This window comes from Shimia aestuarii (genome assembly GCF_900114635.1).
GTDB lineage: Bacteria > Pseudomonadota > Alphaproteobacteria > Rhodobacterales > Rhodobacteraceae > Shimia > Shimia aestuarii.
Map to the genome: position 1 here is coordinate 1,329,256 of NZ_FOTQ01000001.1, position 24,993 is coordinate 1,354,248.

At 61.5% G+C, this 24,993-nt stretch carries 26 protein-coding genes; 18 read left to right on the top strand and 8 right to left on the bottom strand.

All coding sequences use genetic code 11. From position 1 onward, the window contains the following. Positions 1–153: 153 nt before the first annotated feature. Positions 154–1,329 carry an acetyl-CoA C-acyltransferase family protein gene (locus tag BMZ35_RS06540; protein ID WP_093091983.1) on the bottom strand — a complete coding sequence of 392 codons (1,176 nt, stop codon included), beginning with the start codon at positions 1,327–1,329 and terminating at the stop codon, positions 154–156. A gap of 137 nt (positions 1,330–1,466) precedes the next feature. On the opposite strand from BMZ35_RS06540, the gene BMZ35_RS06545 reads away from it, so the two are divergent. The 4 genes from BMZ35_RS06545 to BMZ35_RS06560 all read left to right on the top strand — a co-directional run bounded on the left by BMZ35_RS06545 (position 1,467) and on the right by BMZ35_RS06560 (position 5,436). After that, complete coding sequence (locus tag BMZ35_RS06545; protein ID WP_093091985.1) at positions 1,467–2,030, top strand: helix-turn-helix domain-containing protein; 564 nt, start codon at positions 1,467–1,469, stop codon at positions 2,028–2,030. Positions 2,031–2,182: 152 nt separating this feature from the next. After that, entirely contained in the window at positions 2,183–3,370 is a 1,188-nt protein-coding gene (locus BMZ35_RS06550) for a glycine C-acetyltransferase (RefSeq protein WP_093091987.1), read from the top strand. Positions 3,371–3,384: 14 nt separating this feature from the next. Continuing rightward, positions 3,385–4,413, top strand: a complete 1,029-nt coding sequence (gene tdh / locus BMZ35_RS06555) for an L-threonine 3-dehydrogenase (protein WP_093092647.1) — start codon at positions 3,385–3,387, stop codon at positions 4,411–4,413. Positions 4,414–4,479: 66 nt separating this feature from the next. Then, positions 4,480–5,436 (top strand): PLP-dependent cysteine synthase family protein, encoded by a 957-nt coding sequence (locus tag BMZ35_RS06560; protein WP_093091989.1) that lies wholly within the window; start codon positions 4,480–4,482, stop codon positions 5,434–5,436. Positions 5,437–5,609: 173 nt separating this feature from the next. Here BMZ35_RS06560 and BMZ35_RS06565 read toward each other — a convergent pair whose 3' ends face one another. From BMZ35_RS06565 to BMZ35_RS06575, 3 genes are all read right to left on the bottom strand, one after another. After that, positions 5,610–6,338 (bottom strand): metallophosphoesterase family protein, encoded by a 729-nt coding sequence (locus BMZ35_RS06565; protein ID WP_093091991.1) that lies wholly within the window; start codon positions 6,336–6,338, stop codon positions 5,610–5,612. A 108-nt stretch (positions 6,339–6,446) separates the two neighbouring features. Continuing rightward, complete coding sequence (serA, locus tag BMZ35_RS06570; protein WP_093091992.1) at positions 6,447–8,042, bottom strand: phosphoglycerate dehydrogenase; 1,596 nt, start codon at positions 8,040–8,042, stop codon at positions 6,447–6,449. 64 nt (positions 8,043–8,106) lie between these two features. Then, positions 8,107–9,252, bottom strand: a complete 1,146-nt coding sequence (locus tag BMZ35_RS06575) for a phosphoserine transaminase (protein WP_093091994.1) — start codon at positions 9,250–9,252, stop codon at positions 8,107–8,109. A gap of 194 nt (positions 9,253–9,446) precedes the next feature. On the opposite strand from BMZ35_RS06575, the gene BMZ35_RS06580 reads away from it, so the two are divergent. The 5 genes from BMZ35_RS06580 (at position 9,447) to BMZ35_RS06600 (ending at position 12,438) form a co-directional block, all read left to right on the top strand. Then, a complete protein-coding gene (locus BMZ35_RS06580; protein ID WP_093091996.1) occupies positions 9,447–10,304 on the top strand; it encodes a Stf0 family sulfotransferase in 858 nt (285 codons plus the stop codon). Between the two features lie 24 nt (positions 10,305–10,328). Beyond that, the gene (gene serB / locus BMZ35_RS06585; protein WP_093091997.1) at positions 10,329–11,204 is read left to right on the top strand and encodes a phosphoserine phosphatase SerB; all 876 of its coding nucleotides are present in this window, start codon (positions 10,329–10,331) and stop codon (positions 11,202–11,204) included. Between the two features lie 149 nt (positions 11,205–11,353). Beyond that, entirely contained in the window at positions 11,354–11,674 is a 321-nt protein-coding gene (locus BMZ35_RS06590; protein WP_093092649.1) for an ArsR/SmtB family transcription factor, read from the top strand. Then, positions 11,671–12,099, top strand: a complete 429-nt coding sequence (locus BMZ35_RS06595) for an SRPBCC family protein (protein ID WP_093091999.1) — start codon at positions 11,671–11,673, stop codon at positions 12,097–12,099. The genes BMZ35_RS06590 and BMZ35_RS06595 overlap by 4 nt, the downstream gene beginning before the upstream one ends. Positions 12,100–12,123: 24 nt before the next feature. Next, complete coding sequence (locus BMZ35_RS06600; RefSeq protein ID WP_093092000.1) at positions 12,124–12,438, top strand: YciI family protein; 315 nt, start codon at positions 12,124–12,126, stop codon at positions 12,436–12,438. Between the two features lie 115 nt (positions 12,439–12,553). On the opposite strand, the gene BMZ35_RS06605 is transcribed toward BMZ35_RS06600, so the two are convergent. Further along, positions 12,554–13,549: an asparaginase gene (locus BMZ35_RS06605; RefSeq protein ID WP_093092002.1), complete on the bottom strand. Its 996-nt coding sequence runs from the start codon at positions 13,547–13,549 to the stop codon at positions 12,554–12,556. 168 nt (positions 13,550–13,717) lie between these two features. Between BMZ35_RS06605 and BMZ35_RS06610 the strand changes: the two genes are divergently transcribed. From BMZ35_RS06610 to BMZ35_RS06630, 5 genes are all read left to right on the top strand, one after another. Beyond that, the gene (locus BMZ35_RS06610; RefSeq protein WP_093092004.1) at positions 13,718–14,254 is read left to right on the top strand and encodes an invasion associated locus B family protein; all 537 of its coding nucleotides are present in this window, start codon (positions 13,718–13,720) and stop codon (positions 14,252–14,254) included. A gap of 120 nt (positions 14,255–14,374) precedes the next feature. Continuing rightward, positions 14,375–15,379 carry a Hint domain-containing protein gene (locus BMZ35_RS06615; protein ID WP_093092006.1) on the top strand — a complete coding sequence of 335 codons (1,005 nt, stop codon included), beginning with the start codon at positions 14,375–14,377 and terminating at the stop codon, positions 15,377–15,379. A gap of 96 nt (positions 15,380–15,475) precedes the next feature. Further along, positions 15,476–16,669, top strand: a complete 1,194-nt coding sequence (gene rlmN, locus BMZ35_RS06620) for a dual-specificity RNA methyltransferase RlmN (RefSeq protein WP_093092008.1) — start codon at positions 15,476–15,478, stop codon at positions 16,667–16,669. A gap of 70 nt (positions 16,670–16,739) precedes the next feature. Then, positions 16,740–17,123, top strand: a complete 384-nt coding sequence (locus tag BMZ35_RS06625) for a phage holin family protein (RefSeq protein WP_093092009.1) — start codon at positions 16,740–16,742, stop codon at positions 17,121–17,123. 103 nt (positions 17,124–17,226) lie between these two features. Next, entirely contained in the window at positions 17,227–17,436 is a 210-nt protein-coding gene (locus tag BMZ35_RS06630) for a hypothetical protein (protein WP_093092011.1), read from the top strand. Positions 17,437–17,481: 45 nt separating this feature from the next. Here the strand turns inward: BMZ35_RS06630 and BMZ35_RS06635 are convergent, their stop codons facing one another. After that, positions 17,482–18,315, bottom strand: a complete 834-nt coding sequence (locus BMZ35_RS06635; RefSeq protein WP_093092013.1) for an LOG family protein — start codon at positions 18,313–18,315, stop codon at positions 17,482–17,484. A 144-nt stretch (positions 18,316–18,459) separates the two neighbouring features. Here BMZ35_RS06635 and dapD point away from each other — a divergent pair, with 144 nt between their 5' ends. Continuing rightward, a complete protein-coding gene (gene dapD / locus BMZ35_RS06640; RefSeq protein ID WP_093092015.1) occupies positions 18,460–19,287 on the top strand; it encodes a 2,3,4,5-tetrahydropyridine-2,6-dicarboxylate N-succinyltransferase in 828 nt (275 codons plus the stop codon). A 78-nt stretch (positions 19,288–19,365) separates the two neighbouring features. Here dapD and BMZ35_RS06645 read toward each other — a convergent pair whose 3' ends face one another. Further along, on the bottom strand, positions 19,366–20,958 hold the full coding sequence (locus BMZ35_RS06645; RefSeq protein ID WP_423227747.1) for a choice-of-anchor L domain-containing protein: 1,593 nt from the start codon (positions 20,956–20,958) through the stop codon (positions 19,366–19,368). A 356-nt stretch (positions 20,959–21,314) separates the two neighbouring features. Here BMZ35_RS06645 and BMZ35_RS06650 point away from each other — a divergent pair, with 356 nt between their 5' ends. After that, complete coding sequence (locus BMZ35_RS06650) at positions 21,315–21,680, top strand: hypothetical protein (protein WP_093092017.1); 366 nt, start codon at positions 21,315–21,317, stop codon at positions 21,678–21,680. Between the two features lie 19 nt (positions 21,681–21,699). On the opposite strand, the gene BMZ35_RS06655 is transcribed toward BMZ35_RS06650, so the two are convergent. Continuing rightward, positions 21,700–22,797: a Hint domain-containing protein gene (locus BMZ35_RS06655; protein ID WP_093092019.1), complete on the bottom strand. Its 1,098-nt coding sequence runs from the start codon at positions 22,795–22,797 to the stop codon at positions 21,700–21,702. Positions 22,798–23,169: 372 nt separating this feature from the next. Between BMZ35_RS06655 and dapE the strand changes: the two genes are divergently transcribed. Both dapE and BMZ35_RS06665 read left to right on the top strand, forming a co-directional pair. Next, the gene (gene dapE / locus BMZ35_RS06660) at positions 23,170–24,315 is read left to right on the top strand and encodes a succinyl-diaminopimelate desuccinylase (RefSeq protein WP_093092023.1); all 1,146 of its coding nucleotides are present in this window, start codon (positions 23,170–23,172) and stop codon (positions 24,313–24,315) included. Positions 24,316–24,343: 28 nt separating this feature from the next. Then, positions 24,344–24,967, top strand: a complete 624-nt coding sequence (locus tag BMZ35_RS06665; protein WP_093092025.1) for a TIGR04282 family arsenosugar biosynthesis glycosyltransferase — start codon at positions 24,344–24,346, stop codon at positions 24,965–24,967. Positions 24,968–24,993: the final 26 nt, after the last annotated feature.

Consider the following 24,993-nt stretch of genomic DNA (forward strand, 5'->3'; position numbering starts at 1 on the left):
GCGTCGGTAAAACGTCGGTATCGTGTCGGTATTACGTCGGTACCAAGGGTGCCCGGACGCCTACCACGCCCCTTCGCAGCGAACCACTTTCAGGTTTCACGGGCGCGAATGAGATAGAAAAAGGCCCGGCGCATTGTGCGCCGGGCCATGTTATCAGATGCGCTCGATCGCAAGCGCGATGCCCTGACCGCCGCCGATGCACATGGTGATCAGCGCCTTGGAGCCGCCGATACGCTCGAGTTCATACATCGCCTTGACGGTGATGATCGCGCCGGTGGCACCAACCGGGTGGCCCAGCGCAATGGCGCCGCCGTTCGGGTTGACCTTGGCGGTGTCGAGGCCGAGGCCCTTGTTCACGGCAATGGCCTGCGCAGCGAAGGCTTCGTTGGACTCGATCACGTCGAAATCGGCAATCGACAGGCCGGTGCGCGCCATCAGGTTCTCAACCGCCGGGATCGGGCCGATGCCCATCACTTCGGGGCGGACACCTGCCAGCGCATAGCCCAGAACGCGGAATTTCGGCGTCAGGCCCGCTTTTTCGGCAGCATCGGCGCGGGCAAGGACGACAGCAGCGGCGCCGTCATTGATGCCCGAAGCGTTGCCTGCGGTCACACGACCGTCCTTGCGGAAGACCGGGCGCAGCTTGGCCAGCGACTCCATGGTCGATGCCTTGGGGTGCTCGTCGGTGACGAAATCGACCATGTCGCGCTTGACCTTGACCGGAACCGGCACGATCTGGTCCTTGAAATAGCCCGCCTCGATGGCGGCCAGCGCACGTTCCTGGCTGGTCACGGCAAAGGCGTCCATGTCTTCCCGAGTGACGTCGTGCTCATCCGCGACGTTTTCGGCGGTCACACCCATATGGCCGGTGCCGAACGGGCAGGTCAGCGCGCCGAGCATCATGTCGAGCGTCTTGACGTCACCCATCTTGGCCCCAAAGCGCTGGGAGGGAACGATATATGGGGCGCGGCTCATGCTTTCGGCGCCGCCCGCCAGGGCGAAATCGGCGTCGCCCAGCATCAGCGATTGCGTGGCAGAGGCGATCGCCTGTGCGCCCGAACCGCAAAGACGGTTCACGTTCATCGCCGGGGTCGTGTTGGTCACACCAGCTTCGATTGCTGCCGCGCGCGACAGGTAGGCGTCACGGGGATCGGTGTTGATGACGTGGCCGAACACGACATTGCCGATCTGGCCCGGCTCGACACCGGCGCGCTGCATGGCGGCTTCCGAGGCGATCTTGGCCAGTTCAATGGGGGTGGTGTTGGCAAGCGCGCCGCCAAAAGTGCCGATGGCGGTACGGGCGCCGCCCAGAATTACGATATCCGACATATGGATGTCCTTTGTGGTGATAGTTACTCTCAAGCACGCGTACCCTACTGATTTGGTCCATTGCTGTTAAGGCGCGAATGGTCGCTGCGACGCAGCGTGCATTGACAGCGACGCCGCGTCATGGGCAGGAAGGAAGAATGTCCAACGATTCCCATATCCTCGGCCTGCTGCCGAGCCGTCTGAAAGAGGCCCGGCGCCAACAGGGATTGTCGCTTGATGCGGTCGCCAAACTGTCGGGCGTGTCCCGTTCGATGGTGAGCCAGATCGAAAGGGGCGAATCGAGTCCGACCATCGCGACGCTGTGGAACCTGACCAAGGCGCTGCAGGTGGATTTCGCCGGGCTGCTGGAGGAAAGCACAACGGCGGACCGGATCGAAGTGCTGCGGGACGGACAGGTGCCGACGATCGAGAATCGCGGCGAAGGTTGCTCGATCCGTATCCTGTCGCCTCCCGAAGATGCCGGGAAGCACGAGATCTACGACATCCATTTTGCCCCTGACGGTGAGTTGGACAGCAACCCCCACACGCGCGGTGCCCGTGAACAGTTGAGCGTGATCGACGGCTGCGTGGACATCACCTCTGGCGAGGCGACACAACGGCTTGGCGCCGGAGATACGGCCCGCTACGCCGCAGACGTGACGCACTGCATCCGCGCGGTCGGCGGCCCAGCACGCGTGTTCCTGGTGGTACGGGACGCCTGAGTCCCCTCTTCTTTTTTGCACTCAAGTTTGGCGGGCGATGCGTTGCGTCGCCTGATTCCGTTATTTTGGATTTTTTCCTAAATAGTGAAATTCTTCTATTTCGGAGGCGCATCCGCTATGATAGATTGCCTTCCAGAATCATGGAGGAACCAATGTCCGAAGCATTCCTGACCCACATTCGCGAAACGCTGAACACCATTGAGGCCGAGGGGCTCATGAAGCGTGAACGCATGATCACCTCGCCCCAGGGCGGCGAGATCATGGTGGGGGAACGCGAGGTCATCAATCTGTGTGCCAACAACTATCTCGGGCTGGCCGATCACCCCGCGCTCATCAAGGCGGCGCAGGATGCGATGGAGCCACGCGGTTTCGGTATGGCGTCGGTGCGATTCATTTGCGGAACGCAAGATATCCACCGAGAGTTGGAGCAAAAGCTGGCGGCGTTCCTGAACAAGGATGACGCCATCCTTTTTGCTGCCTGTTTCGATGCCAATGGGGGCCTGTTCGAACCGCTGCTGGGCCCCGAGGATGCCATCATTTCCGACAGTCTCAACCACGCGTCGATCATTGACGGGGTGCGGCTCTGCAAGGCGAAACGGTATCGCTACATGAATAACGATATGGCCGATCTCGAGGCGATGCTGAAACATGCCCGCGAAGAAGGCGCGCGGCATATCATGATTGCCACGGATGGCGTTTTCTCGATGGATGGCTACCTTGCCAACCTGCCCGAGATCACCCGTTTGGCGCGCGAATACGAGGCGCTGGTGATGGTGGATGATTGTCACGCGACCGGGTTCATGGGGCCGAACGGGGCGGGCACGCCGGATCATTTTGGGGTGGATGTGGACATCCTCACGGGGACGCTGGGCAAAGCACTTGGGGGGGCCATCGGCGGTTATATCGCGGGGCCGCAGCCAGTGATTGATCTCTTGCGGCAGCGCGCGCGGCCCTATCTGTTTTCCAACTCGCTGCCGCCCAGCATCGTGGCCGCCGGGATCGAGGCGATCCGACTGGTCGAAGAAGGCGCCGACATGCGCGCACGGTTGTTCGAAAACGCCGCCTATTGGCGTGCGGGTCTTGAAAAGCTGGGATTTGACATTCTGCCGGGCGAGCACCCGATCATTCCCGTGATGCTGGGCGAGGCGCAGTTGGCGCAGGACATGGCCGCACGTCTGTTCGAGGAAGGCGTCTATGTGAGCGGGTTCTTTTTCCCGGTGGTGCCGCGCGGCCAGGCGCGCATTCGTACGCAAATGAACGCGGCCCTGACAAAAGACGAACTGGATCGGGCTCTGGCCGCATTTGGCAAGGTCGGGCGCGACCTGGGGGTGATCCAATGACCCGGCCCAACACAATGAAAGCACTGGAAAAATCCGAACCGCGCGAAGGCCTTTGGATGGTGCAGGCGCCCGTGCCCGAGATCGGACCGGATGACGTTCTAATCCGAGTAAACAAGACCGGGATCTGTGGCACGGATATCCATATCTGGAATTGGGATGAGTGGGCCGCACATACGGTGCCGGTGCCGCTGATCACCGGGCATGAGTTTGCTGGTGAAATCGTTGAACTGGGTCGGGATGTGACTGGGCTGGAGATCGGTCAGCGGGTGTCGGGCGAAGGACATCTGATCGGCACGGAAAGCCGCCAGAGCCGCGCAGGGAAGTTCCACCTTGATCCGGGCACGCGCGGGATCGGGGTGAATGAACAGGGCGCGTTTGCACAATATCTGCGCCTGCCAGCATTCAATGTGGTCCCTTTGCCGGACGATATTCCGGATGAGATCGGGGCCATTCTCGACCCGTTGGGCAATGCCGTGCACACGGCTTTGAGCTTTGATTTATTGGGCGAAGACGTGCTGATCACTGGCGCCGGACCGATCGGGATCATGGCGGCTGCGGTGGCGCGTCATGCAGGGGCGCGTAACGTGGTGATCACGGATATTAATCCGGACAGGTTAAAACTTGCTGAACATGTGGTGCCGACAGTGCGCACGGTGGATGTGGCGCGCGAAGATTTGCAGGACGTGATTGCCGAATTGAAGATGAAACAGGGCTTTGACGTGGGGCTCGAGATGTCCGGCAGCCAGGCGGCGCTGGACCAGATGGTCGAGGCGCTGGTGATGGGGGGCAAGATCGCGCTTTTGGGAATACCGCCAGGCAAGTCGCCGGTGGACTGGAGCCGGATCGTGTTCAAGGCGATCACGATCAAGGGCGTCTATGGGCGCGAGATGTTCGAGACCTGGTACAAGATGATCGCCATGTTGCAGAACGGGCTTGATGTGAGCCGCGTGATCACGCACCAATTTGGTGTGGATGAGTTTCGCGATGGATTTTTGGCAATGAAGTCAGGAACTTCTGGGAAAGTGGTATTGAACTGGCGGTAAGGGGCGTTGCCCCTCTGGGCCGCTGGCCCATTCACCCCAGGATATTTTGGGCAAAAGGAAGAGGGCATGGCCGCGAATTCCCTTATGGACGTGATTGGCGGGACGCCTTCGGTGTGGCTGGACCGGCTGGTGCAGGCGCGGGGGCTGGAGGGGCGTATGCTTGCCAAGCTGGATTACCTGAACCCCGGATTTTCCAAGAAAGACAGGGCCGCCAAGGGCATTATCGAGATGGCGGAAGCCAGTGGCGCGTTGCGTCCCGGGCAGACGGTGGTCGAGCTGACCAGCGGCAATATGGGGACCGGGTTGGCGATTGTCTGCGGGCTGAAGGGCTATCCGTTCGTGGCGGTGATGAGCCGAGGGAATTCGGTTGAGCGGGCGCGGATGATGGCGGCTTTGGGGGCCGAGGTGGTGTTGGTGGACCAGCTGCCGGGTTCGGTGCCGGGGCAGGTTTCAGGCGGCGATCTTGCCGAGGTGGATCGGGTAACGCGGGAAATTGTTGAAAAACGACAGGCCTTTAGGGCGGATCAGTTTCATCACGCCGGGAATGCGCGGGCGCATTTTGAGACCACGGGGCCGGAGATGTGGGCCGATAGTGATGGCAGCCTGACCGCCTTTGTGGATTTCGCCGGGTCTGGGGGTACCTTTGCCGGGACCATCCGCGCGCTGAAGGATTGCAACCCGGGCCTGCGCGGCTATGTCGTGGAACCCGAGGGCGCCGAGGCTCTTGCCGGGGGTGTGGTGACACGTCCGGATCATCCGATTCAAGGCGGTGGCTATGCGATGGCCGATCTGGAATTCCTTCAGGGCTGTCAGGTGGATGGCTACCTGTCTGTCACCGGGGAGGCCGCGCGGGAAACGGCGCGGGCCCTGGCGCGGGAGGAAGGTATTTTTGGCGGGTTTTCAGCCGGGGCCAATGCGGCGGCGGCGCTGGATTTGCTGGCCGGACCGGAGCGTGGCGGTGTGGTCGGGATCGTGATCTGCGACAGTGGATTGAAATATCTCAGCACCGATTTGTGGGCCTGATCCGGGCTTACGCAACAGCAAATGGTTAATGGCCCTGTTTTACAAGGGTTTGGTGATCGGTATCGCGTCGGTAACACGTCGGTATTGCGTCGGTATTGATGTGAGTCGCGCCCGAAATCGGCGTGTGTTACCGCAGCGGCCTTTACCTTTGCGTAAGGGTTGGCCCCGTCGCCTCAGGGCTGCAGCACCCGGCGCCCGTCTTCGTCCAGCACCCAGCAATCGCGGCCTTCGAACACCGCAGCCGTCAGGGCGCGGCCATGGCCTGCTCCGCTGTCGAGATTGACACGGTTGCCGCGATGCTCCGGTGCCGGGCGGTGTGTGTGGCCATGCACGACAAGCCACGGGTGCGGGTCGGAATAATCGAGGAACTCGCGGCGAATCCAGCACAGATCGTCATTGGACTGGTCCGCCAAAGCCAGGCCGGGGCGGACCCCTGCATGCACGAAGAGCAAATCGCCATGGAGATGGTGGTAGGGCAACCCGTCGAGGAAATCGCGGTGGGCCGTTGGAACGGCCTGCTGTGCCTCGGGATGGACCTGGTAGTAGCGCGCGCCGTCCGGCACGGTCACGCCGTAGGACGCGAGGGTATCCAGCCCGCCGATTCGGTCGTCGAGCCAGTGATAGCCAAGCAGAAGCTGGGGATCAGGCTTGATGTCCTCGGAGAGCCAGTAGGACATCATCCGGTCATGGTTGCCACGCAGGACGGTCCAGTCCCGGCCCTCTTGGACTCCGGTCATAAGCCGGTCGATCACACCCCGGCTGTCGGGGCCACGGTCCACGAGATCGCCTAGGAACACCACCTTGGCATCCGCACCGCCGTCTCGCGTGATCCGCTCAAGCGCCGCGTCAAGCTTGTCGAGGTGTCCGTGAATGTCTCCGACAGCATAGATGGGGGCGGTCATGGGGTGTCTCCTGCGTCTGCAGGAGCTTTGTAGACCGGGAGGCCGCGCGGGAAAAGCAAAACGCCGCCCCGGTGTGGGACGGCGTCGATTTTGCAGTGCGTTTCAGGATCACGCCACGTCAAAGGCGAGCGGTTTCACCTGACGGAACATGCCGGTCTTGCACAGTTTCTCGATGATCGGTGCAGGGACTTGATCATCGACGTAGAGCAGAGCGATGGCTTCGCCACCGACGTCAGCGCGGCCAAGGGTAAAGTTGGCGATGTTGACGCCGTTTTCGCCCATGGTCTGACCCAGCATACCGATGATGCCCGGCACGTCTTCGTTGGTGGTGTAGAGCATGTTGGCGCCGACCTCGGCGTCGATGTTGATGCCCTTGATCTGGATGAAGCGCGGCTTGCCATCCGAGAATACCGTGCCCGCAACCGAGCGTTCGCGTGCGTCGGTGACGACGGTGACCTTGACATAACCGTCAAAGGCGCCTGCCTTGTCCTGATTGGTGGTCGAGATCTTGATGCCACGTTCCTTGGCCACAACCGGGGCCGAGACCATGTTCACGTCGGGGTTCACGCGCTTCATGATACCTGCGATGACCGAGCAGTTCAGGGCCTCGAGGTTCATGTCGGCGGCGACACCGTCGTAAAGGATGTTGATCGCCTTGATCGGCTCGTCGGTGAGCTGACCTGCGAAGGCGCCAAGGTGATCGGCGAGCTTGATCCACGGGCCCATGATCTTGGCTTCTTCGGCAGTCACGGACGGCATGTTGAGCGCGTTTTCGACAGCGCCGGTCAGCAGGTAGTTCGCCATCTGATCGGCAACCTGCAGGGCGACGTTTTCCTGGGCTTCAGTGGTTGCCGCGCCGAGGTGCGGGGTGCAGACCACGTTGGGCAGGTTGAAGAGCGGGTTTTCCTTGGCGGGTTCTTCGGAGAACACGTCAAAGGCCGCACCAGCCACGTGGCCGGATTTCAGCAGCTCTGCGAGGGCTTCTTCGTCCACCAGACCACCGCGGGCACAGTTGATGATGCGCACGCCTTTCTTGGTCTTGGCGAGGTTTTCCGCCGACAGGATGTTGGCGGTTGCCGGGGTGAAGGGCACGTGCAGGGTGATGAAATCGGCGCGGGCGAGGAGATCGTCGAGTTCGACCTTTTCGACGCCCATCTTGTTGGCCTTCTCTTCCGAGAGGAAGGGGTCATAGGCGATGACCTTCATCTTGAGGCCACGGGCACGGTCGCAGACGATGCCGCCGATGTTGCCGGCACCGATGACGCCGAGGGTCTTGTTGGTGAGTTCGACACCCATGAACTTGGATTTTTCCCATTTGCCCGCGTGGGTCGAGGCGGAGGCCTCGGGGATCTGGCGGGCGACGGCGAACATCATCGCGATGGCGTGTTCGGCGGTGGTGATCATGTTGCCGAAGGGCGTGTTCATGACGATCACACCCTTTTTCGATGCGGCTTCCTTGTCGACGTTGTCGGTGCCGATGCCGGCGCGACCAACCACTTTGAGGTTGGTGGCTGCTTCGAGGATGGTCGGGGTGACCTTGGTTGCCGAGCGGATGGCGAGGCCGTCATACTGGCCGATCACTTCGGCAAGCTTGTCCTTGTCCTTGCCAAGGTCGGGCATGAAGTCGACGTCAATGCCGCGATCGCGGAAGATCTGCACGGCGGTTTCGGACAGTTTGTCGGATACGAGAACTTTGGGGGCCATGGTGGCGCTCCTTCAAAGATGAATGTCAGGGAGAAAGGGGCGGGGTTTCCCCCGCGCCCGGAACTTAAGCTTGTGCTTCGATTTCGGCTTCAAAGGCCCATGCGAGCCAGGGCAGCATGGCCTCGATATCCGAGGTTTCCACCGTGCCGCCGCACCAGATGCGAAGACCGGCAGGGGCGTCGCGGTAGGCACCGATATCTAGAGCGATGTTCTCGTTCTCAAGGCGCTTGGCCACGGCCTTGGCAAAGGCGGCGCCGTCCTTGATGCGGTCGTCGGTGAACTTCAGGCAAACGCTGGTGTTCGAACGGGTCGCGTCATCTTCGGCGAGGTTGGCGATCCAGTCATTTGCGTCGCAGAAATCGAACACGGCCTGTGCGTTGGCATCGGCGCGGGCGATCAGGCCCTTGAGGCCACCCACCGAGCGCGCCCAGTCCAGTGCAAAGAGATAGTCTTCGACGGCCAGCATCGAGGGCGTGTTGATGGTGGCGCCGGTGAAGATGCCGTCGATCAGCTTGCCGCCTTTGGTCAGGCGGAAGATTTTCGGCAGGGGCCATGCGGGGGTGTAGCTTTCCAGACGTTCAACGGCGCGGGGGCTGAGGATCAGCATGCCATGCGCGGCTTCGCCACCCAGCACTTTCTGCCAGGAGAAGGTGGTCACATCGAGCTTGTCCCAGGGCAGGTCCATCGCGAAGGCCGCCGAGGTGGCGTCGCAGATTGTGAGGCCCTCGCGGTCATCCGCGATCCAGTCGGCATTGGGAACGCGCACACCGGCGGTGGTGCCGTTCCATGTGAAGACAACGTCGTTGTTGCAATCGACCGAGGCGAGATCGACGATCTGGCCGTAGTCGGCGGTTTTCACTTCGGCGTCGATCTTGAGCTGTTTCACCACGTCGGTGACCCAGCCGGAGCCGAAGCTCTCCCATGCCAGCATCTCGACCTTGCGTGCGCCCAGAAGCGACCACAGGGCCATTTCGACCGCGCCGGTGTCCGATGCGGGAACGATGCCGATCTTGTAATCAGCGGGGATGCCCAGAACTTCGCGCGTACCTTCGATCGCGGCCTTCAGCTTGTCCTTGCCAATGGCGGCACGGTGCGAACGGCCCAGAGCGGCGTCGGCGAGTTTGGTGACATCGAATGTGGGGGGTTTGGCGCAGGGGCCAGAGGAAAAACGCGGGTTGGCCGGCCGCGTTGCCGGTTGTGAAATAGCCATCAATGCTACCCTTCCAGATAAGCGCCCCTCGTTGGGGAGGGGTGTCCCACGGACGGACATAGTCGGCGAATCTTCGGTCGGCAACCTGATAAATGACCCCAAAGCGACCAATTGCACCAATTTTGCGTCTCGATTGTTCATGATAGGAAACTTGGCAAAGGTGGATGACTTGAGATGTGAACAGGTGTCACAAAATGGCTGATGCAAAAAAGAACCTGATCGCAAGAGGTCTGGGGTTTCTCCAAAACCCGTTTCGGGAGGTAGAAGCCAATCCGGCACGCGCCGAGCAAGTGCAGGAAATGGCGTTGGCCGATCCGCGTTATGTCATTTTCTTCACGCCACGCAGCGGATCGTCGAGGCTGACCGATCTGTTGACGCATACCGGGGCGCTGGGCAAGCCCGATGAGGTTTTCAATCCCGCCTTCATGCCAGCCATCGCGCAGTTCTATGGGGCTACGAGCATGCGGACTTACACGCCACTCTTGTTGCGCGGACATCAATTGGGCGGCGTCTTTGGATGCGAGGTCACCTTTCTGCACATCATGCGCGCGTTTGGGACCGGCGCTCGGTTTCTCAAGGCGTTGCAACCTAAGGCCTGCCTGTGGTTGGTACGCGAAGATATCGTCGCGCAGGCGGTTTCGGTACTGCGTATGTTACAGACCCGGCAGGCGCACGCCATTGGGCGCGAGAGTGCGAGCGGTGACACGGATGATGCGGCGTTCCGGTATGATGCCATGACCATCAGGCTTGCCATCTGGCGCATCAGATGGATGGAACAGCGCACCGAACGCCTCTTTTCTCGAAATGGTCTGCAGCCCTTGCGGCTCAGCTATGAACGGACCATTGCGATGGATGAAACTGCGCTGATCAGGCAAGTCGCCTTGCATGTCGGTGTTGAACTGGGCGTCGATGTGACAGCTCAGAACCGACATCAAAAACTGGGTGGTCAAAAAAGCGATGATTTCGCGCAGCGATTTCGGGAGGACAACCCTCGTTTCGTGGCGAGGCTGGACAGGGCGCGCGCTCAGATGATAGCCGCACTGCAGAATTAGGCAGCCCAATATCGGAGAAACCTCATGTTCGTCGCCATTATGCTTACGGCCCCCTCCTCTCCTTCGCTTGACCCTGCGCTGGTCGAATCGCTGCGCAATGCCTGGGGGGGTGGGGACGCCAATTGGCTCGCCGTGGATGAGGCCGCCGAGTTCACACTGGAGATGATGCCGGACAATCGCTGGGACGTTTGGGCGGACTTGCAGAAGATGGGTGTCGACCTCGTGATCCTGCCCGCCGCGAGGCGCCGCAAGAAGATGCTCTTGGCCGATATGGACAGCACCATGATCCAGCAGGAATGCATTGATGAGCTGGCCGACGAGGCCGGCGTGGGTGAGCGGGTCAAGGACATCACGGCACGGGCGATGAATGGCGAGCTGGACTTTGAAGGCGCGCTCACTGAACGAGTTGGGTTGCTCAAGGGGTTGAACGAGGGCGTGATTGGCAAGGTGTTGGCCGAACGGATCACGCTGATGCCGGGGGGGAAGGCTCTCTTGGCGACGATGAAGGCGAACGGCGCCTATGCCGCGCTGGTATCGGGCGGGTTCACGGCGTTTACCGCCAAGGTTGCTGCCGAGCTTGGGTTTGACGAGAACCGGGCCAATATGCTGTTGGTCGAAGACGGCGTTCTGACTGGCGATGTGGGGCGGCCGATCCTTGGGCGCGAGGCCAAGGTGCAGGCGTTGAAAGAGATTTCTGAGCGCCTTGGGCTGACCCATGACGACGTGATGGCCGTGGGCGACGGGGCCAATGACCTTGGGATGCTGGGGCTGGCCGGGGCCGGGGTGGCGCTTCATGCGAAACCGTCGGTAGCCGCGGAATGCGATATCCGCATCAACTTCGGCGACCTGAGCGCGCTGCTTTACATTCAGGGCTATGCCAAGGCGGAGTTTGCCGCTTAAGAACCTGGGTTCCCGGCTGAGCCGGACCTTCATCCTTTCAGCCGTAGAGCACGCCCCCGGATCAAGTCCGGGGCAGGTTTTCTGCACGCTCACGAAACCGTGACGACAAAGCATTGGCTTTTTATTTAACGGATATGTTAAATAAGGTCATGGCACAGCTTACAGACACTTTTGCCGCGCTGTCCGATGAGACGCGGCTTGCGCTCGTGGAGCGGCTGATGGCCGAGGGGGAATTGCCCGCCGGTGTGTTGGTTGCGAATGCCGAGATCAGCGGACCGGCGGTTTCGCGGCATCTCAAGGTGTTGCGCGAGGCGGGGGTGATCCGACAGCGGGCGGAGGGCACGCGGCGGCTTTATTCCGTGCGGCCCGAAGCGCTCAGGGCGATTTCGAACTGGACCATGGATCATCGCGCGTTCTGGGAGGCGGGGTTGGACCGGCTCGGCGCGCTTTTGGCGGAGGACAAGGAATGAGCGATTTGCGACTGGAGCGGAGTTATCCGGTCTCGCCGGAGCGGCTTTTTGCGGCTGTCACACAGCAGGCGGACCTGTTGCAATGGTGGGGACCGGAAGGGCTGCACGTACCCGAACATGCGCTGGACCTGTCGCGGCTGGGGCCGTGGCTTTCGGTCATGGTCAATGGCGAGGGGCAGCGGTTCAAGGTCTCGGGGCAGGTGACGAGCTATGATCCGCCGCGCTCGGTCGGGTTTACATGGGCCTGGCATGACGATGCAGATGTGCGCGGGGCAGAGAGCCATGTGACGTTTACAGTCGCGGCCTCGGAGGGCGGCGCGACGCTGATCCTCGACCATCGGGACTTGTCCGATGCCGAGGCCGCACAGAATCACGAGATGGGTTGGGGATCCTCTCTCAACAAGCTGGACGCGTTGTTCAGCTAGGGTTTCAACAGGAGGAGAAAAGATATGCCCAAATTCATGTTCATCTACCACGGCGGCGGACGCCCCGAGACGCCGGAAGAAGGCGAAAAGGTCATGGCAGCCTGGGGCGCGTGGATGGAAGGGATCGGCGCGGGCTTGATTGACGGGGGCAACCCGGCGGGGATGTCCAAGACCGTGACCGCGTCGGGTGTCGAGGACAATGGCGGGGCGAACCCGGTGTCGGGTTACACGCTGGTCAATGCCGCCGACATGGATGCAGCCATCGCGATCGCCAAGGGCTGTCCGATCCTGGACGGAGTCGGCGGCACCGTGGAAGTCGCAGAAGCGATGGAGATGTAGGCGGTCTATCTGCACCGGCAGCGCGAGACGGGCGGAAGGATGCCTCCGGCGGGAGTATTTTTGGCAAAATGAAGAGAGGGGCCGCGCGTATTTGCGGCCCCTTCGCTTTTCAGGGTCAGGGAAACCCGGCTGCGGGTTTCATGACACCACAGAGAATGTCGCGCCGGTTGGTGATCGGGGCGTCGATATAGTCCTTGGCCGTCGGATGGTCCGGATCCAGCGCGCCGTGGCGTACGAGAAGCGAGGCAATCGCGGCTTCGGCGGCGCGGGTGGTGCCGTCGGTGATCTTGAGCGCGATGCCCAGTTCCTGTTCGGGCAGGATGGCGATGAAATAGGCCTCGGCCCCGGTTTTGATGGCGACCTTGTGATCCATGGCGCGCATGAGCCGGGTGCAGGCGCGGCCTTCTCCGGCGACATATTCGGGGTGTTTGGCCATGGCGTCGCGCAGGCGGGCAGCGGCGGTGGCGCGAGTGCCCTGCCCTTCGCGCGCGGCGGCAAAGAAGGCCATGGCACGGGCCATGCCGTGCATGGTGCTGGCAAAGTTGGGGGCAGAACAGCCGTCGATGGCATAGCCGGGGCTGGTTTCGTTTGTCGTCTCCTCGACCGCGTCGCGCACGGCTTTTTGCACAGGGTGGTCCGGGTCGATGTATTCCGGGCCGGCGCCGAGATGGCGTGAGAGGGTCAGGAAACCACTGTGTTTACCCGAGCAGTTGTTATGGACCTGGCAGGCCGGATCACCGCAGCGGATCAGGGCATTGCGGGCCGGGATGTCGGCAGGTTCCTGGGGGCCGCAGCGCAGATCGTCTTCGCCAAGGCCAAGTGCGGAAAGCCAGTCACGCACCATGGATGTGTGGATATCGGCGCCGTTATGGGAGGCGCAAGCAAGGGCGAGGTGCTGGTCCGTCAGCCCATGCGCATCGGCGGCACCGCTTTCGATCAGCGGCAATGCCTGGAGCATCTTGGAGGAGCTGCGCGGCAGGATCACGGCGTTTGGATCGCCCCAGCTTTCGACGATCGCGCCACTTGGGTCGCAGACCACGGCATGGCCGTGATGGGTGTTTTCAAGGAAATCACCACGCCAGATTTCCACCATTGGGACAGGTTGAACCATGAATCCTCGCTTTTTCACCGGCAATTTTGTGCCAACGGGTCTTTCACCCGGTAAATAAATCAGGCTAAACTGTGGCCATCGGGATAGAAATGTCCAGCCCAACAAAACAAGGCATCAAGCCGGGGCCGGGACAATTGAGGCAAATGAACAGCTTGGAGGCTGTGGATTATGGGATCACGTTTCGTGAGCGCGTTGGTTGCGGCAGCGGGTCTGTCGCTTTTGGCCGTTGGGGCGCAGGCGCAGCAGGTCAGCGAAAACCAGGTCGCGGCCATGACCGACTGGAGTGTTTTCGAACATAGCGACAGCGGCAAGAAGGAATGCTGGGCGGTCAGCACCGCCAAGGAGAGCGTCAACACGCGCGAAGGGCGCGTTGTCGCCGTGCGCCGCAGCGACATCCTTCTGATGGTAAGCTACCTGCCGCATATGAAGGTCGAAGGACAGGTCGGGTTTACCGGCGGCTATCCCTTTGCCAGCGGATCGAATGTCGAGGTCACCGTAGATGGCAACTCATTCGTGATGATCACCGAGGGCGAATGGGCTTGGCCTGCGTCGTCCGGGGACGATGCCAAGATCATCGCGGCCATGAAGCGGGGCAGCAAGGCCACGCTGACGGCGCGGTCCTCGCGTGGGACCAAGACCGAGGATTCGTTTTCGCTGCTCGGGTTCACCGCCGCAGTGGAAGACGCCGAGAAACGCTGCAAGTAATGTAACACCCGCCTTTCGCGGCGGGACGGGGCCTCTGCCAGGGCCGGACACTGCCACATCGCCACACGGGGGAAGCCGATCGGGACAACCGGTCGGACGAACGGAACGTGGAGGCAGGACATGGCGGAGCCGAAATTTACCGAGATCAAGTATCGCGGGCCAGGTAGTCAGGATTTCATAGAAACCTCTGTGCCCGCCGGGATGGATGTGTCGACCATCCAGATCGTCGTATACCATCCCAATGGCAACGTGCGGTCAATCAACGGGATCGGCGACTACGACGACACGATGTTCGGGCAGGATGTCTATTCGCTGGATGCGGCCGTGCACAAGGACGGGGCCGTCGCGCTGGTGGTGGACGGTGTCGTGGTGAGTTTCGTGTCGTTTGACAATATCGTGACCCCGACAAGCGGTCCGGCGGCGGGGATGTCATCGACCCAGATCGGATCAACCGGCAACAACCAGAATGAATCGGTTCAGCTTGATCAGAATGGCAACTGGACGACGGGAGCCATTAACGAAGGCACGATCCCGTGTTTCCTTGTCGGGACCAAGATCGCCACACGGCGGGGCGAGGTTGCTGTGGAAAACCTGCGCCCCGGTGACATGGTCGTGGTGCGCGATGGCGGCTTTGCGCCGATCCGCTGGATCGGGTCCTATGTTGCCGACGCGCGCGGCGCGGGGCATGAGAAATGCGCGCCGATCTGCATTCCGCGCGGGGCGATGGGGCGCGGCGTGCCGGCGCGGGACCTTTATGTTTCGCCCAATCACCGGATCTGGATGCGCGACCCGAGCTTTGAAATGCTGTTCGAGGAACGTGAGGTTCTGATCCCGGCCAAGCAGCTTGTCGGGTGGAAGGGTATCAAGCAGGTGTCCTATGTGCCGACGCCGGAATATTTCCACATCCTGTTCGACAAGCATCAGATCATCATTTCCGACGGGATGCAGACCGAGAGTTTCCACCCCGGAGAACTGACCTTTGACCAGTTCGAGCACGAGGCGCGGGACGAATTGTTGCGCCTGTTCCCCGAGCTGATCGAGCTGGCAGCCTATGGCGAAACGGCGCGGCGCTGTTTGAAATCGCACGAGGCGCAGGTGGCGGTGCGGTCGGCCTGGGTGGCCTGACGCACCCTACCCGGCCCTCTGCCCCTTGTTTTGTTTGCTTTTGCGGCCAAATGGTGTAATGCACCCGTCTGATTTCCTAGCCCGGACACCAAAGCCATGACCGCCAGCGCCCCCGTCACGCAGGACGTAATGACCATTCCCCGCAAGCTGCCCGAGGGCGGCAAGATCAACCTTGTCGGGTTGACGCGGGACGGGCTGCGCAGCGTTCTGATCGAGAATGGCACGCCGGAAAAGCAGGCCAAGATGCGGGTGAACCAGATCTGGCAGTGGATTTACCAGTGGGGTGTGCGGGATTTCCACGCCATGACCAACCTTGCCAAGGCGTATCGCGCGCAGCTGGACGAAACGTTCTGCATCGAGATCCCCGAGATGGTGAGCCGTCAGATCAGCGCGGACGGAACGCGCAAGTACCTTGTGCGGATCGCGGGCGGGCACGAGGTTGAGGTGGTTTACATCCCTGAGACCGACCGTGGCACGCTGTGTGTGAGTTCTCAGGTGGGCTGCACGCTGACCTGTTCCTTCTGCCATACGGGCACACAGAAGCTGGTGCGCAACCTGACCGCTGGGGAAATCGTCGGGCAGATCATGATGGCACGCGACGATCTGGATGAATGGCCGCAGCCGGGCGTCGGCACGGGCGATGCGGGACCAAGGCTGGTGTCGAATATCGTGCTGATGGGCATGGGCGAGCCGCTTTACAATTTCGATAACGTGCGTGACGCGATGAAGATCGCGATGGATGGCGAGGGGATTTCCCTTTCGCGCCGCCGGATCACGTTGTCGACTAGCGGCGTGGTGCCGGAGATTGCCAAGACCGCCGAGGAGATCGGCTGTATGCTGGCGGTGTCGTTCCACGCGACCACGGACGAGGTGCGCGACAAGCTGGTGCCGATCAACAAACGGTGGAATATCGAAGAGCTTCTGGCGGCGCTGCGCGCCTATCCGAGCCTGTCCAATTCCGAGCGGATCACCTTTGAATACGTGATGCTGAAGGATGTGAATGACAGCGACGCGGATGCACGGCGCCTCGTCAAGCTGATCAGCGGCATTCCGGCCAAGATCAACCTGATCCCGTTCAACGAATGGCCCGGTTCGCCTTATCAGCGCTCGGACTGGGACCGGATAGAGGCCTTCGCGGACATCATCTACAAGGCGGGCTATGCCTCTCCGATCCGTACCCCGCGCGGCGAAGACATCATGGCCGCCTGTGGTCAGTTGAAGTCGGCCACCGAGCGGGCGCGCAAGTCGCGCAAGGAGATCGAGGCCGAAGCCGGGCTGGGCGGCGCCTGAGATCGCGCGTTTACAGATCGCGAAAACCGTTTAGGCTGTGGCGCAGGTTTTCCTGAGGAGGGACGCGCGCATGCCCCGATTTGTCATTTCCGCTGCGGCACATCTGATTGCCAATGCTGCCGGCCTATTGCTGGCATCGATCCTGCTTGATGGGTTTTCGATTGGGTTCCTTGCCCTGATCATCGTGACGGTGATCTTTACCGTGGTGCTGATGGTGATCACGCCGATCATCCGCAAATTGTCGGAAAAAAACATGCCGTCGCTGTTGGGGGGATTGTCCCTGATCACGATTTTCCTTGGCCTGCTGATCACGCAGCCTTTCGTGGATGGCTTTACGATCGGGGGGACGGCCAATCTTTTGGCGGCGACATTGCTGGTCTGGCTGGGAGCGCTGATTGCCGGAATTCTGGTGCCGAAGTTCCTGTTTCCCTCGCTGAAAGTCCCGAAATCGTAAACAATCTGTTTCTGCGCCATAAACTTTCCACAATTGGGCGCCAATTCAGCCCCGATCAACAGACAGTTTCTTCAATGTGAACAATCACGGAAGGGACTGACAGATGGCACATGCAGATATTGGCGGCGCAATCATTGATGCGCCTGTACTGGACATTCTGAAGCGCGAGCGCAGCAAGGCGCTGAGCGTGCGGGAGTGGAAATTCCGCCTCGCCGGGTATGGCTATGCGATCAAGGACGTTGCGGGCGCACAGGTCGTGACCAAGCTGCCACAAGGCACCGAGCTGGGCGTTTTGCCGGGCCATATCCAGTAAGCGGGCAAGGCGTTTTATCGCCGCCCTCCCCGCCCGGTGGATGCTTTAACGTCCGGGGATTTCGCCCCGCCGCCCGCAATCGCCCCAATTGTCGATCACGTCGATCGCCTCTTCGGCGGTTTCGACAAAGCGGAACAGCTCCAGATCTTCGGCCGAGATCGTGCCGGCATCCGCCAGCGCATCCCAGTTGATGATTTTTTCCCAGAAGTCGCGCCCGAACAGCAGGAACGGCACGCATTCCATGCGGCCGGTCTGGATCAAGGTCAGCGATTCGAACATTTCATCCATGGTCCCGAATCCACCGGGAAAGACGCAAATCGCGCGGGCACGCATCAGGAAGTGCATCTTGCGAATCGCGAAATAGTGGAAATTGAAGCACAGCTCAGGCGTCACGTATTCATTGGGCGCCTGTTCATGCGGTAGCACGATGTTGAGCCCGATTGATTTCCCCCCGGCATCCACCGCACCACGGTTCGCGGCCTCCATCACACCGGGACCGCCCCCTGAAACGATCACATTCTCGCGCCCGTTGCTGCGCTCGGTCATGAGATGGGCGAATTTGCGCGCCTCTTCGTAATACTCTGACAGCCCCGCGAGGGTTGCTGTGCGCGCCGTGTCCTTTTTGGACGGCTCCGGGATACGCGCCCCGCCAAAGAGCACGATGGTGCTTTCGATACCGTGTTCGTCGAGGATCAGCTGAGGTTTCAGCAGTTCGAGTTGAAGGCGGACCGGGCGCAGTTCTTCGCGGCACAGGAAATCATCATCCGCGAAAGCCAGCCGGTAGGCCTTGGAACGGGTTTGCGGCGTGTCGGGCACATGGCTTGCGGCGTCGCGGTCGCTGTGGGCATCGGATAGAGGGTGCAAACGATCTTCGGGCATGTATTGGATTTCCTTGAATGCGCATTTCCCTTTCAGGGGTACTGTGTTTGGCGCCGTAGGGCCAGTCACGCGATTGCGAGGGTGACGTCGAGGCGCGATGCCGTTATGAAAGCCCGAATCCTCTTTCATCGGAGCCATAAAGACATGTCGAACGCCCAACTGGAACAAGCCATCGAAGCCGCGTGGGAAGCCCGCGACACCATCACCCCGTCGACCGGCGGCGAAACCCGCGAAGCCATCGAAGCCACACTCAATGCGCTGGATTCAGGCAAGCTGCGTGTTGCCGAGAAGATGGAGAGCGGTGACTGGCACGTGAACCAGTGGGCCAAGAAGGCCGTGCTTCTGGGCTTTCGCCTGAAAGACATGGAACAGCAGGATGGCGGCCCGCAAGGCGGCCACTGGTGGGACAAGGTCGACAGCAAGTTCAAGGGCTGGGGCGATGCGGAATGGACCCAAGCCGGGTTCCGCGCCGTGCCGAACTGTATCGTGCGCAAATCGGCCTATGTCGCGCCGGGCGTGGTGCTGATGCCGTCCTTCGTGAACCTTGGCGCCTATGTCGACGAAGGCACCATGGTCGACACCTGGGCCACCGTTGGCTCTTGTGCGCAGATCGGCAAGAACGTGCACCTGTCGGGCGGCGTCGGCATTGGCGGCGTTCTGGAGCCGATGCAGGCCGGCCCGACCATCATTGAAGACAACTGTTTCATCGGCGCGCGCTCGGAAGTGGTCGAAGGCTGTATCGTGCGCGAAGGCTCGGTTCTGGGCATGGGTGTGTTCATCGGCCAGTCGACCAAGATCGTGGACCGCGAAACCGGCGAAGTGATGTATGGCGAAGTGCCCGCCGGGTCGGTTGTCGTGGCCGGGTCGATGCCGTCGAAGAACGGTGTGAACCTGTACTGTGCCGTGATTGTGAAACGTGTGGATGCACAGACCCGCTCGAAAACCTCGATCAACGAGCTGCTGCGGGATTGATCCCGTTGCGGGCCTGACCCACGACGGATCGCGAGAAATGGTGAAGGCGCGCTTGGTTCGAGCGCGCCTTTTTCGTTGTCAGGCGACCTTGAGCAGCGCCTCGGCTTCGTAGCGGCGCAGGGCAACGCGGGCGGCTGGGCCATAGCCATAGCCCATCATTGCATCCATGTTCGGCATCAGGCGCAGGATTTCTTCGCGTGTTTCGGCATCGAAACTGTCCATGGTCTCACGGCCCGGATGATAGCTTTCGCTGTCCATACCGTTGCCACGCACGATTTCGTGGCGGTCAAATAGAAGATGCACGTAGGTGACGGGCCTGCCGGTTTCCTGAACCGTGACGGTGGTGCCGTTGACCAGATCGCGCGCCTTGACCAGCACCTCGGATTCGCCAAACAGCAGCGCCGCCTTGGGCGAGTTGAGCAGGATCCGGTGATTGGGTGAAAACGACACGGCCTCGTGATTGCCCAGCGCCCCTGCCGCAAAACTGATGGGGGCGTCATGGCCAAGGGCAAGCCTGGTTGTCCTGCCGATCCAGCGCAGCGGCTGAAAGCCATTGTCGCGGGTCAGGATCATGTGGCCGGGTTCGAGCGCCTCGACCGGGACAAGGCCGGTCTGGGTCAGAATCTCGGTCCCGGCGACGAAACAGGGCGTGGTCGCCTCGGTGGTTTCAAGATTGACGAAGCCGACATCGGTGTTCCCGTCCGCGTCCTCGACCGTGTAGGTGAAGACGTTGGTGCCAATATCCTCGTCCATTTCGACGGTGATCGTTCCATCCGCGTTCAGCGTGATCATTTCACCGGTCGGAAGGGTGATCGTATCCCCCGCCGTCACCGACTGACCGTTGATATGGGTAATGGTCAGCGTGCCCGACGCGCTGGTGCTGTCATTGGCAAGGATGTCGAACGTGTCTTCGCCTTCGGCCCCCACGGCGATGTCATCATCTCCGGCGACGAGCGCGCATTGGACCGAGTCCCCCGCGATCAGAAGGTTGGAATCATAACTGCGGTCGCCACCATCGGCGATCCCGATCTTGATGGTGTTCTCCTCGCCCGGATTGACCGGCGCCTTGAGGGTCAGCGTGACGGTGAACCCGTCCATCTCTGTGTTGGCGACCTCGGCATTGGCCGGGTTGTCGACGTAAAGGTTGGAATTCGAAGCATCGTTGATGTTGTTGATGGTGATGTCGCCATCCCCGACAGTCAGTTCGGCCTTGACCCCGTTGACCCAGATGCCCACCGCATCATTGAAACCCGATCCGACATATTCGAGATATTCCTCGGACGAGAACACCACCTGCATGGTCAGCGTGCTGCCATCGGGCACGAAGGTCGCTTCGAAAATGGCGGCATCGTATGTCTGGACCCCGGCGATGGCGTTGAGGTCGGCATCGCCTGCGGTCTGCATATTGCCCGAAGTGCCAGCCGAGGTGTTGGCGTCGCCCGAGCTGTTGGTGATTGCGCTGGCGTTGCCGGTGGACAGGATGACGCCGGTATCCGATGGCGTGACATTCGGCGCGACGGTGTCGCCATCGCTGTAGATGCCCGACGCAGCGCTGGCGCCGGTATAGGTGGCCGACGTGATTTCTATTCCCGAACCGAACATGGACTCTGCCATGTCCATGGCGCTGGCAGATGTGTCAATTGGCAGTTCCGAAGCCGTCGGCATCGCCATTCCCCCTTCTGATAACCGTCTTCACTCACAAGGCACGTATGTGTGGGCGCCCCTTCTTATCTTGGGAATCGGCACCGAATTATCAGGAGAAAACGCCACGCCCATTCCCCCTTTGCGCCGCCCGGGAGCCTGTGCAAAGGAGACGTTCCGCATGCTTGCGAGACGCGTTGAAAACGGGGGGCGAACACCTGCCTCGGTCGCGAGCCCATGTTTTCAGAGCTAGGGCAAGAGCATTGCCAATTGGATTACGCCAAGGGACAATCTGTCTCGCAATCGACGCGAATTGTAGTCGAAAGCAAAGGAACGCCGCATCCACAGGTTGACGGGCCAGCCGGTCCCGCGATAAGGCCAGCGCCATGGAAAAGCCCAAGAAAAAATCCCGCCAGCAGGTCTATACGCTTCTTGTCCAGGTTGGGCGCAAGGAGGGCGACGGGCTTCCCGACAAGGCCACCGGGGGCGCGCTGATGATCTATGCCAGCGGCGTGGACGAAGCCGAGGCCGTGCGCGAAACCGTGGCCATCCTCAAGCAGGCGGATCTCAATCCGCTGGATGTGACCGGCTATGGCACTGTCGAGGAGCGCGAGGCGCAGGGGCATGACATTGCCGAGGACGAACGCGCGCTTATGCAACGGGCTCTGGACGAGAACTCGGTCGTGGTGGCGCAGTTGACGCCGTTCTTCTATGGCGAGGAAAGCGAAAGCAGTGACGCGCCGATGAACTGAGGCGGAGCGCCGGGCGCCGTCAGGCGGCGGCGCGTTGTGCGGCGAGTGTCAGGGCCTCGAACTCACCCAGCACCGGGAACACCGTCCGGGAATGTTCGGGCAGGCTGCTGCGCGGCTGGGTGCAAAGCAGGCTGGCGCGCAGGGCGTCGCGCTTGCGCCGGATGCGCCCGATGTTGAGGGTTTCAAGATAGGTTCCGGCACAGAGGACTGCTTCGTGATCCGGCAGCATCAACTGGCAATAGGTGATCAGAAGATCCCCCTTTCGTTTCGATGCGGCCTTGCCGTGTGTCAGCGGCCCGGAGGGCACAAGCACGTGCTCGGAACCGAACAGGTATTCGACCCGCGACCCACCGATGACAAGCTGCTGGGACGGGGAAACGGTGATGTCCTGAGTCAGGCCGAAATACGGGGAGCGCAGCCGCACTGGAGCGAACAGACCCGCTGCGGGAACAGTCCGGCGGAATGTGGCCAGAACGGGCACGAGGCTGCCTTCAAGAGTCTGCACGACATCGCCGCGGCGGATATCTGACGCCGGGCGATAACCGGACCCGGTCATGACCGGCGTGTTGGGGCAAAGCGACGGCATCGGTCCGACGGGCTCGATCCGGTCCGAGGCCGCGACATAGCTGATGTCGGACGACAGCACACAGAGTTCGCGCTTCATGACCATATCACGCAGATCGGCCCGGCTGAGCGGCATCGGGTCGGTGAGCTCGCGCATGGCGATGCGCGCGCGGCCCGGACGCTCGACCGTCAGGCGCCCCCGGCGGGCACGCAGATCCCAGCTATAGGTGACACGCAGAATGTCGGTGCGGCCCCCGGTATCCAGGTTGACGGCGGCATGGAATGTCTCTGCCCCCCGGGTCATGACAAGCACGATGCCACCACCCGGCACGGCCTGAAGCGTCAGGGCGGTGCTTGCCTGGCGAGGCGATCGGTAGCCGATCAGGAGCTGGGGGCGGTCATAGGGCGAAACCTGTGTTTCAAGAACAAAGCTGCCTGAGACCATTGGCCGGTGCAGATCGGGACCGTTCTTGGGCAAGGGCTGAGCATGTCGCGCGAGACCATCGGCGCGGAAATGCGCGCGGGTGGTATCACATAATGCGATCCAGCTCATGCTTTTGGTCCCTTGCCATGTCGGACGCGTTGGCGTTGAAAGCCTCTATCACAAACGGCCTGCTGCCTGCGCCCATCGCACCTAAGCGGATTCCACCAGCAGCGCCGGGGTTATCCCGGTCGGGTGTATGCAACAATCAAACCGGCGTCAGAAACGCCGGGATGCCGCGAAGGGCCTTTTTGTTGGCCTGACTGCTCGTGTGACCTGCCTCGGTCTTGTTATTGGCTCTATCTAAACACGAAAAAAGGACGCCTGTTAAGGGGCTTGGCCGAGAATGTGACGGGAGCCGGGGTGTTTTGTGGCTTTCCGGCAATGGCGGGCTGTGCGACAACTGCCCCAAGTCCAGAACGCCAGCAAAAGAAGGACCCCGCAATGCCCGATACCGACGCCGCCCTGTTGACCGCGCAATTGATCCGCTGCCCCTCTGTTACGCCGGAAGAGGGCGGCGCGCTCGTGTTGCTCGAAAATGTCCTGAGCGATGCCGGCTTTGCCTGCAAGCGCGTGGATCGGGGTGGCGTGTCCAACCTGTTCGCGCGTTGGGGCGACAAGGGGCACCCGCGCACATTCGGCTTCAACGGCCATACCGACGTGGTGCCCGTGGGCGACGCGGCGGCTTGGACAGTCGACCCGTTCGGCGCGGAAATCCGGGACGGGATCATGTTTGGACGCGGGGCCACGGACATGAAATCGGGTGTCGCCGCCTTTGCCGCCGCGGCGGTGGATTTCGTGACCGATACGCCACCGGACGGCGCCGTGATCCTGACCATCACCGGGGACGAGGAAGGCGACGCGATCGACGGCACCACGGCACTTCTCGACTACATGGACCGCGAACAGGAAAAGATGTCGGTCTGCCTTGTCGGGGAACCCACCTGCCCCAACGAAATGGGCGACATGATGAAGATCGGGCGGCGCGGATCGCTGACCGCCTATTTCACCTTTACCGGGGTGCAGGGCCATTCCGCCTATCCGCATCGTGCCAAGAACCCGCTGCCTGCCATGGCGCGACTGATGGACCGGATGGCGTCGCATGTGCTTGACGAAGGCACCGCGCATTTCGATGCTTCGACGCTGGCGGTGGTGACAATGGATACAGGGAATCCCGCAACCAACGTGATTCCGGCAGAGTGCCGCGCCACGGTCAATATCCGCTTCAACGATGCCCATTCGGGCGCATCACTGACCAACTGGATGCAAGGTTTGGTGGACGCGGTTGGCGCTGACACCGGGGTCGAAATCAACATGCAGGTCAAGATTTCCGGTGAAAGCTTCATCACGCCGCCGGGGCCGCTTTCGGATCTGGTGGCGGCCAGCGTCAAGGCCGAAACCGGGCGCGACCCGGAGCTGAGCACGTCGGGGGGCACCTCGGATGCGCGGTTCGTTCAGCATCACTGCCCGGTGGTGGAATTCGGGCTGGTGGGCAAGACCATGCACAAGGTCGACGAGAACGTACCTGTCGACCAGATCCATCAGCTCAAAGCGATCTATTCGCGGATATTGCGTGACTATTTCGGCTGAATATCGCTGGCGTCAACGGCTCGTGGTCATGGCCAAGGAACCGCGCCCAGGCCGCGTCAAAACCCGTCTTGGGCGCGATATCGGCATGGGGGCGGCAGCGCATTGGTTCCGCCAGCAAAGCCTGTCGCTTCTGCACCGCCTGCATGATCCACGCTGGGAGATCATCCTCGCAGTTGCACCGGATCGGGAAGGAATGGCCTCGCGCGTCTGGCCGGCAGAGTTCAGACGTGCACCACAAGGCCGGGGCGATCTGGGCGCGCGGATGAAACGCCAGTTATGTCATGGGCTGCCGGGGCCGACGCTGGTCATCGGGGCCGATATTCCCTGCATCCGCAAACACCACATCGCAGAGGCGTTCCGCGCGCTCGGCGACCATGATGCCGTGTTCGGCCCGGCCATGGACGGCGGTTACTGGCTGGTTGGCCTGAAACACGCGCGCGCGCCTGCCACCCTGTTTCAGGGCGTGCGCTGGTCAAGCGAACATGCACTGGCCGATAGCATCGCCACCCTGCCCCATCACCGCATTGCAACCGTGGCGACCCTGCGCGACATCGACACGGCCGCCGACCTGCTTCTTTCTTTTTCCGGAAATACCCCGGGGGTGAAGTTCGAAAATCTTTCGATTTTCGAACGAGGGGGCAGCGCCCCCTAATCCCGCGTGACGCCACGCGCGACCCG

Coding starts and splice junctions, on each gene's coding strand:
- BMZ35_RS06540 (WP_093091983.1), bottom strand. CDS start 1,329: ATGTCGGATATCGTAATTCTGGGCGGCGCCCGTACCGCCATCGGCACT.
- BMZ35_RS06545 (WP_093091985.1), top strand. CDS start 1,467: ATGTCCAACGATTCCCATATCCTCGGCCTGCTGCCGAGCCGTCTGAAA.
- BMZ35_RS06550 (WP_093091987.1), top strand. CDS start 2,183: ATGTCCGAAGCATTCCTGACCCACATTCGCGAAACGCTGAACACCATT.
- tdh (WP_093092647.1), top strand. CDS start 3,385: ATGAAAGCACTGGAAAAATCCGAACCGCGCGAAGGCCTTTGGATGGTG.
- BMZ35_RS06560 (WP_093091989.1), top strand. CDS start 4,480: ATGGCCGCGAATTCCCTTATGGACGTGATTGGCGGGACGCCTTCGGTG.
- BMZ35_RS06565 (WP_093091991.1), bottom strand. CDS start 6,338: ATGACCGCCCCCATCTATGCTGTCGGAGACATTCACGGACACCTCGAC.
- serA (WP_093091992.1), bottom strand. CDS start 8,042: ATGGCCCCCAAAGTTCTCGTATCCGACAAACTGTCCGAAACCGCCGTG.
- BMZ35_RS06575 (WP_093091994.1), bottom strand. CDS start 9,252: ATGGCTATTTCACAACCGGCAACGCGGCCGGCCAACCCGCGTTTTTCC.
- BMZ35_RS06580 (WP_093091996.1), top strand. CDS start 9,447: ATGGCTGATGCAAAAAAGAACCTGATCGCAAGAGGTCTGGGGTTTCTC.
- serB (WP_093091997.1), top strand. CDS start 10,329: ATGTTCGTCGCCATTATGCTTACGGCCCCCTCCTCTCCTTCGCTTGAC.
- BMZ35_RS06590 (WP_093092649.1), top strand. CDS start 11,354: ATGGCACAGCTTACAGACACTTTTGCCGCGCTGTCCGATGAGACGCGG.
- BMZ35_RS06595 (WP_093091999.1), top strand. CDS start 11,671: ATGAGCGATTTGCGACTGGAGCGGAGTTATCCGGTCTCGCCGGAGCGG.
- BMZ35_RS06600 (WP_093092000.1), top strand. CDS start 12,124: ATGCCCAAATTCATGTTCATCTACCACGGCGGCGGACGCCCCGAGACG.
- BMZ35_RS06605 (WP_093092002.1), bottom strand. CDS start 13,549: ATGGTTCAACCTGTCCCAATGGTGGAAATCTGGCGTGGTGATTTCCTT.
- BMZ35_RS06610 (WP_093092004.1), top strand. CDS start 13,718: ATGGGATCACGTTTCGTGAGCGCGTTGGTTGCGGCAGCGGGTCTGTCG.
- BMZ35_RS06615 (WP_093092006.1), top strand. CDS start 14,375: ATGGCGGAGCCGAAATTTACCGAGATCAAGTATCGCGGGCCAGGTAGT.
- rlmN (WP_093092008.1), top strand. CDS start 15,476: ATGACCGCCAGCGCCCCCGTCACGCAGGACGTAATGACCATTCCCCGC.
- BMZ35_RS06625 (WP_093092009.1), top strand. CDS start 16,740: ATGCCCCGATTTGTCATTTCCGCTGCGGCACATCTGATTGCCAATGCT.
- BMZ35_RS06630 (WP_093092011.1), top strand. CDS start 17,227: ATGGCACATGCAGATATTGGCGGCGCAATCATTGATGCGCCTGTACTG.
- BMZ35_RS06635 (WP_093092013.1), bottom strand. CDS start 18,315: ATGCCCGAAGATCGTTTGCACCCTCTATCCGATGCCCACAGCGACCGC.
- dapD (WP_093092015.1), top strand. CDS start 18,460: ATGTCGAACGCCCAACTGGAACAAGCCATCGAAGCCGCGTGGGAAGCC.
- BMZ35_RS06645 (WP_423227747.1), bottom strand. CDS start 20,958: ATGGCGATGCCGACGGCTTCGGAACTGCCAATTGACACATCTGCCAGC.
- BMZ35_RS06650 (WP_093092017.1), top strand. CDS start 21,315: ATGGAAAAGCCCAAGAAAAAATCCCGCCAGCAGGTCTATACGCTTCTT.
- BMZ35_RS06655 (WP_093092019.1), bottom strand. CDS start 22,797: ATGAGCTGGATCGCATTATGTGATACCACCCGCGCGCATTTCCGCGCC.
- dapE (WP_093092023.1), top strand. CDS start 23,170: ATGCCCGATACCGACGCCGCCCTGTTGACCGCGCAATTGATCCGCTGC.
- BMZ35_RS06665 (WP_093092025.1), top strand. CDS start 24,344: ATGGCCAAGGAACCGCGCCCAGGCCGCGTCAAAACCCGTCTTGGGCGC.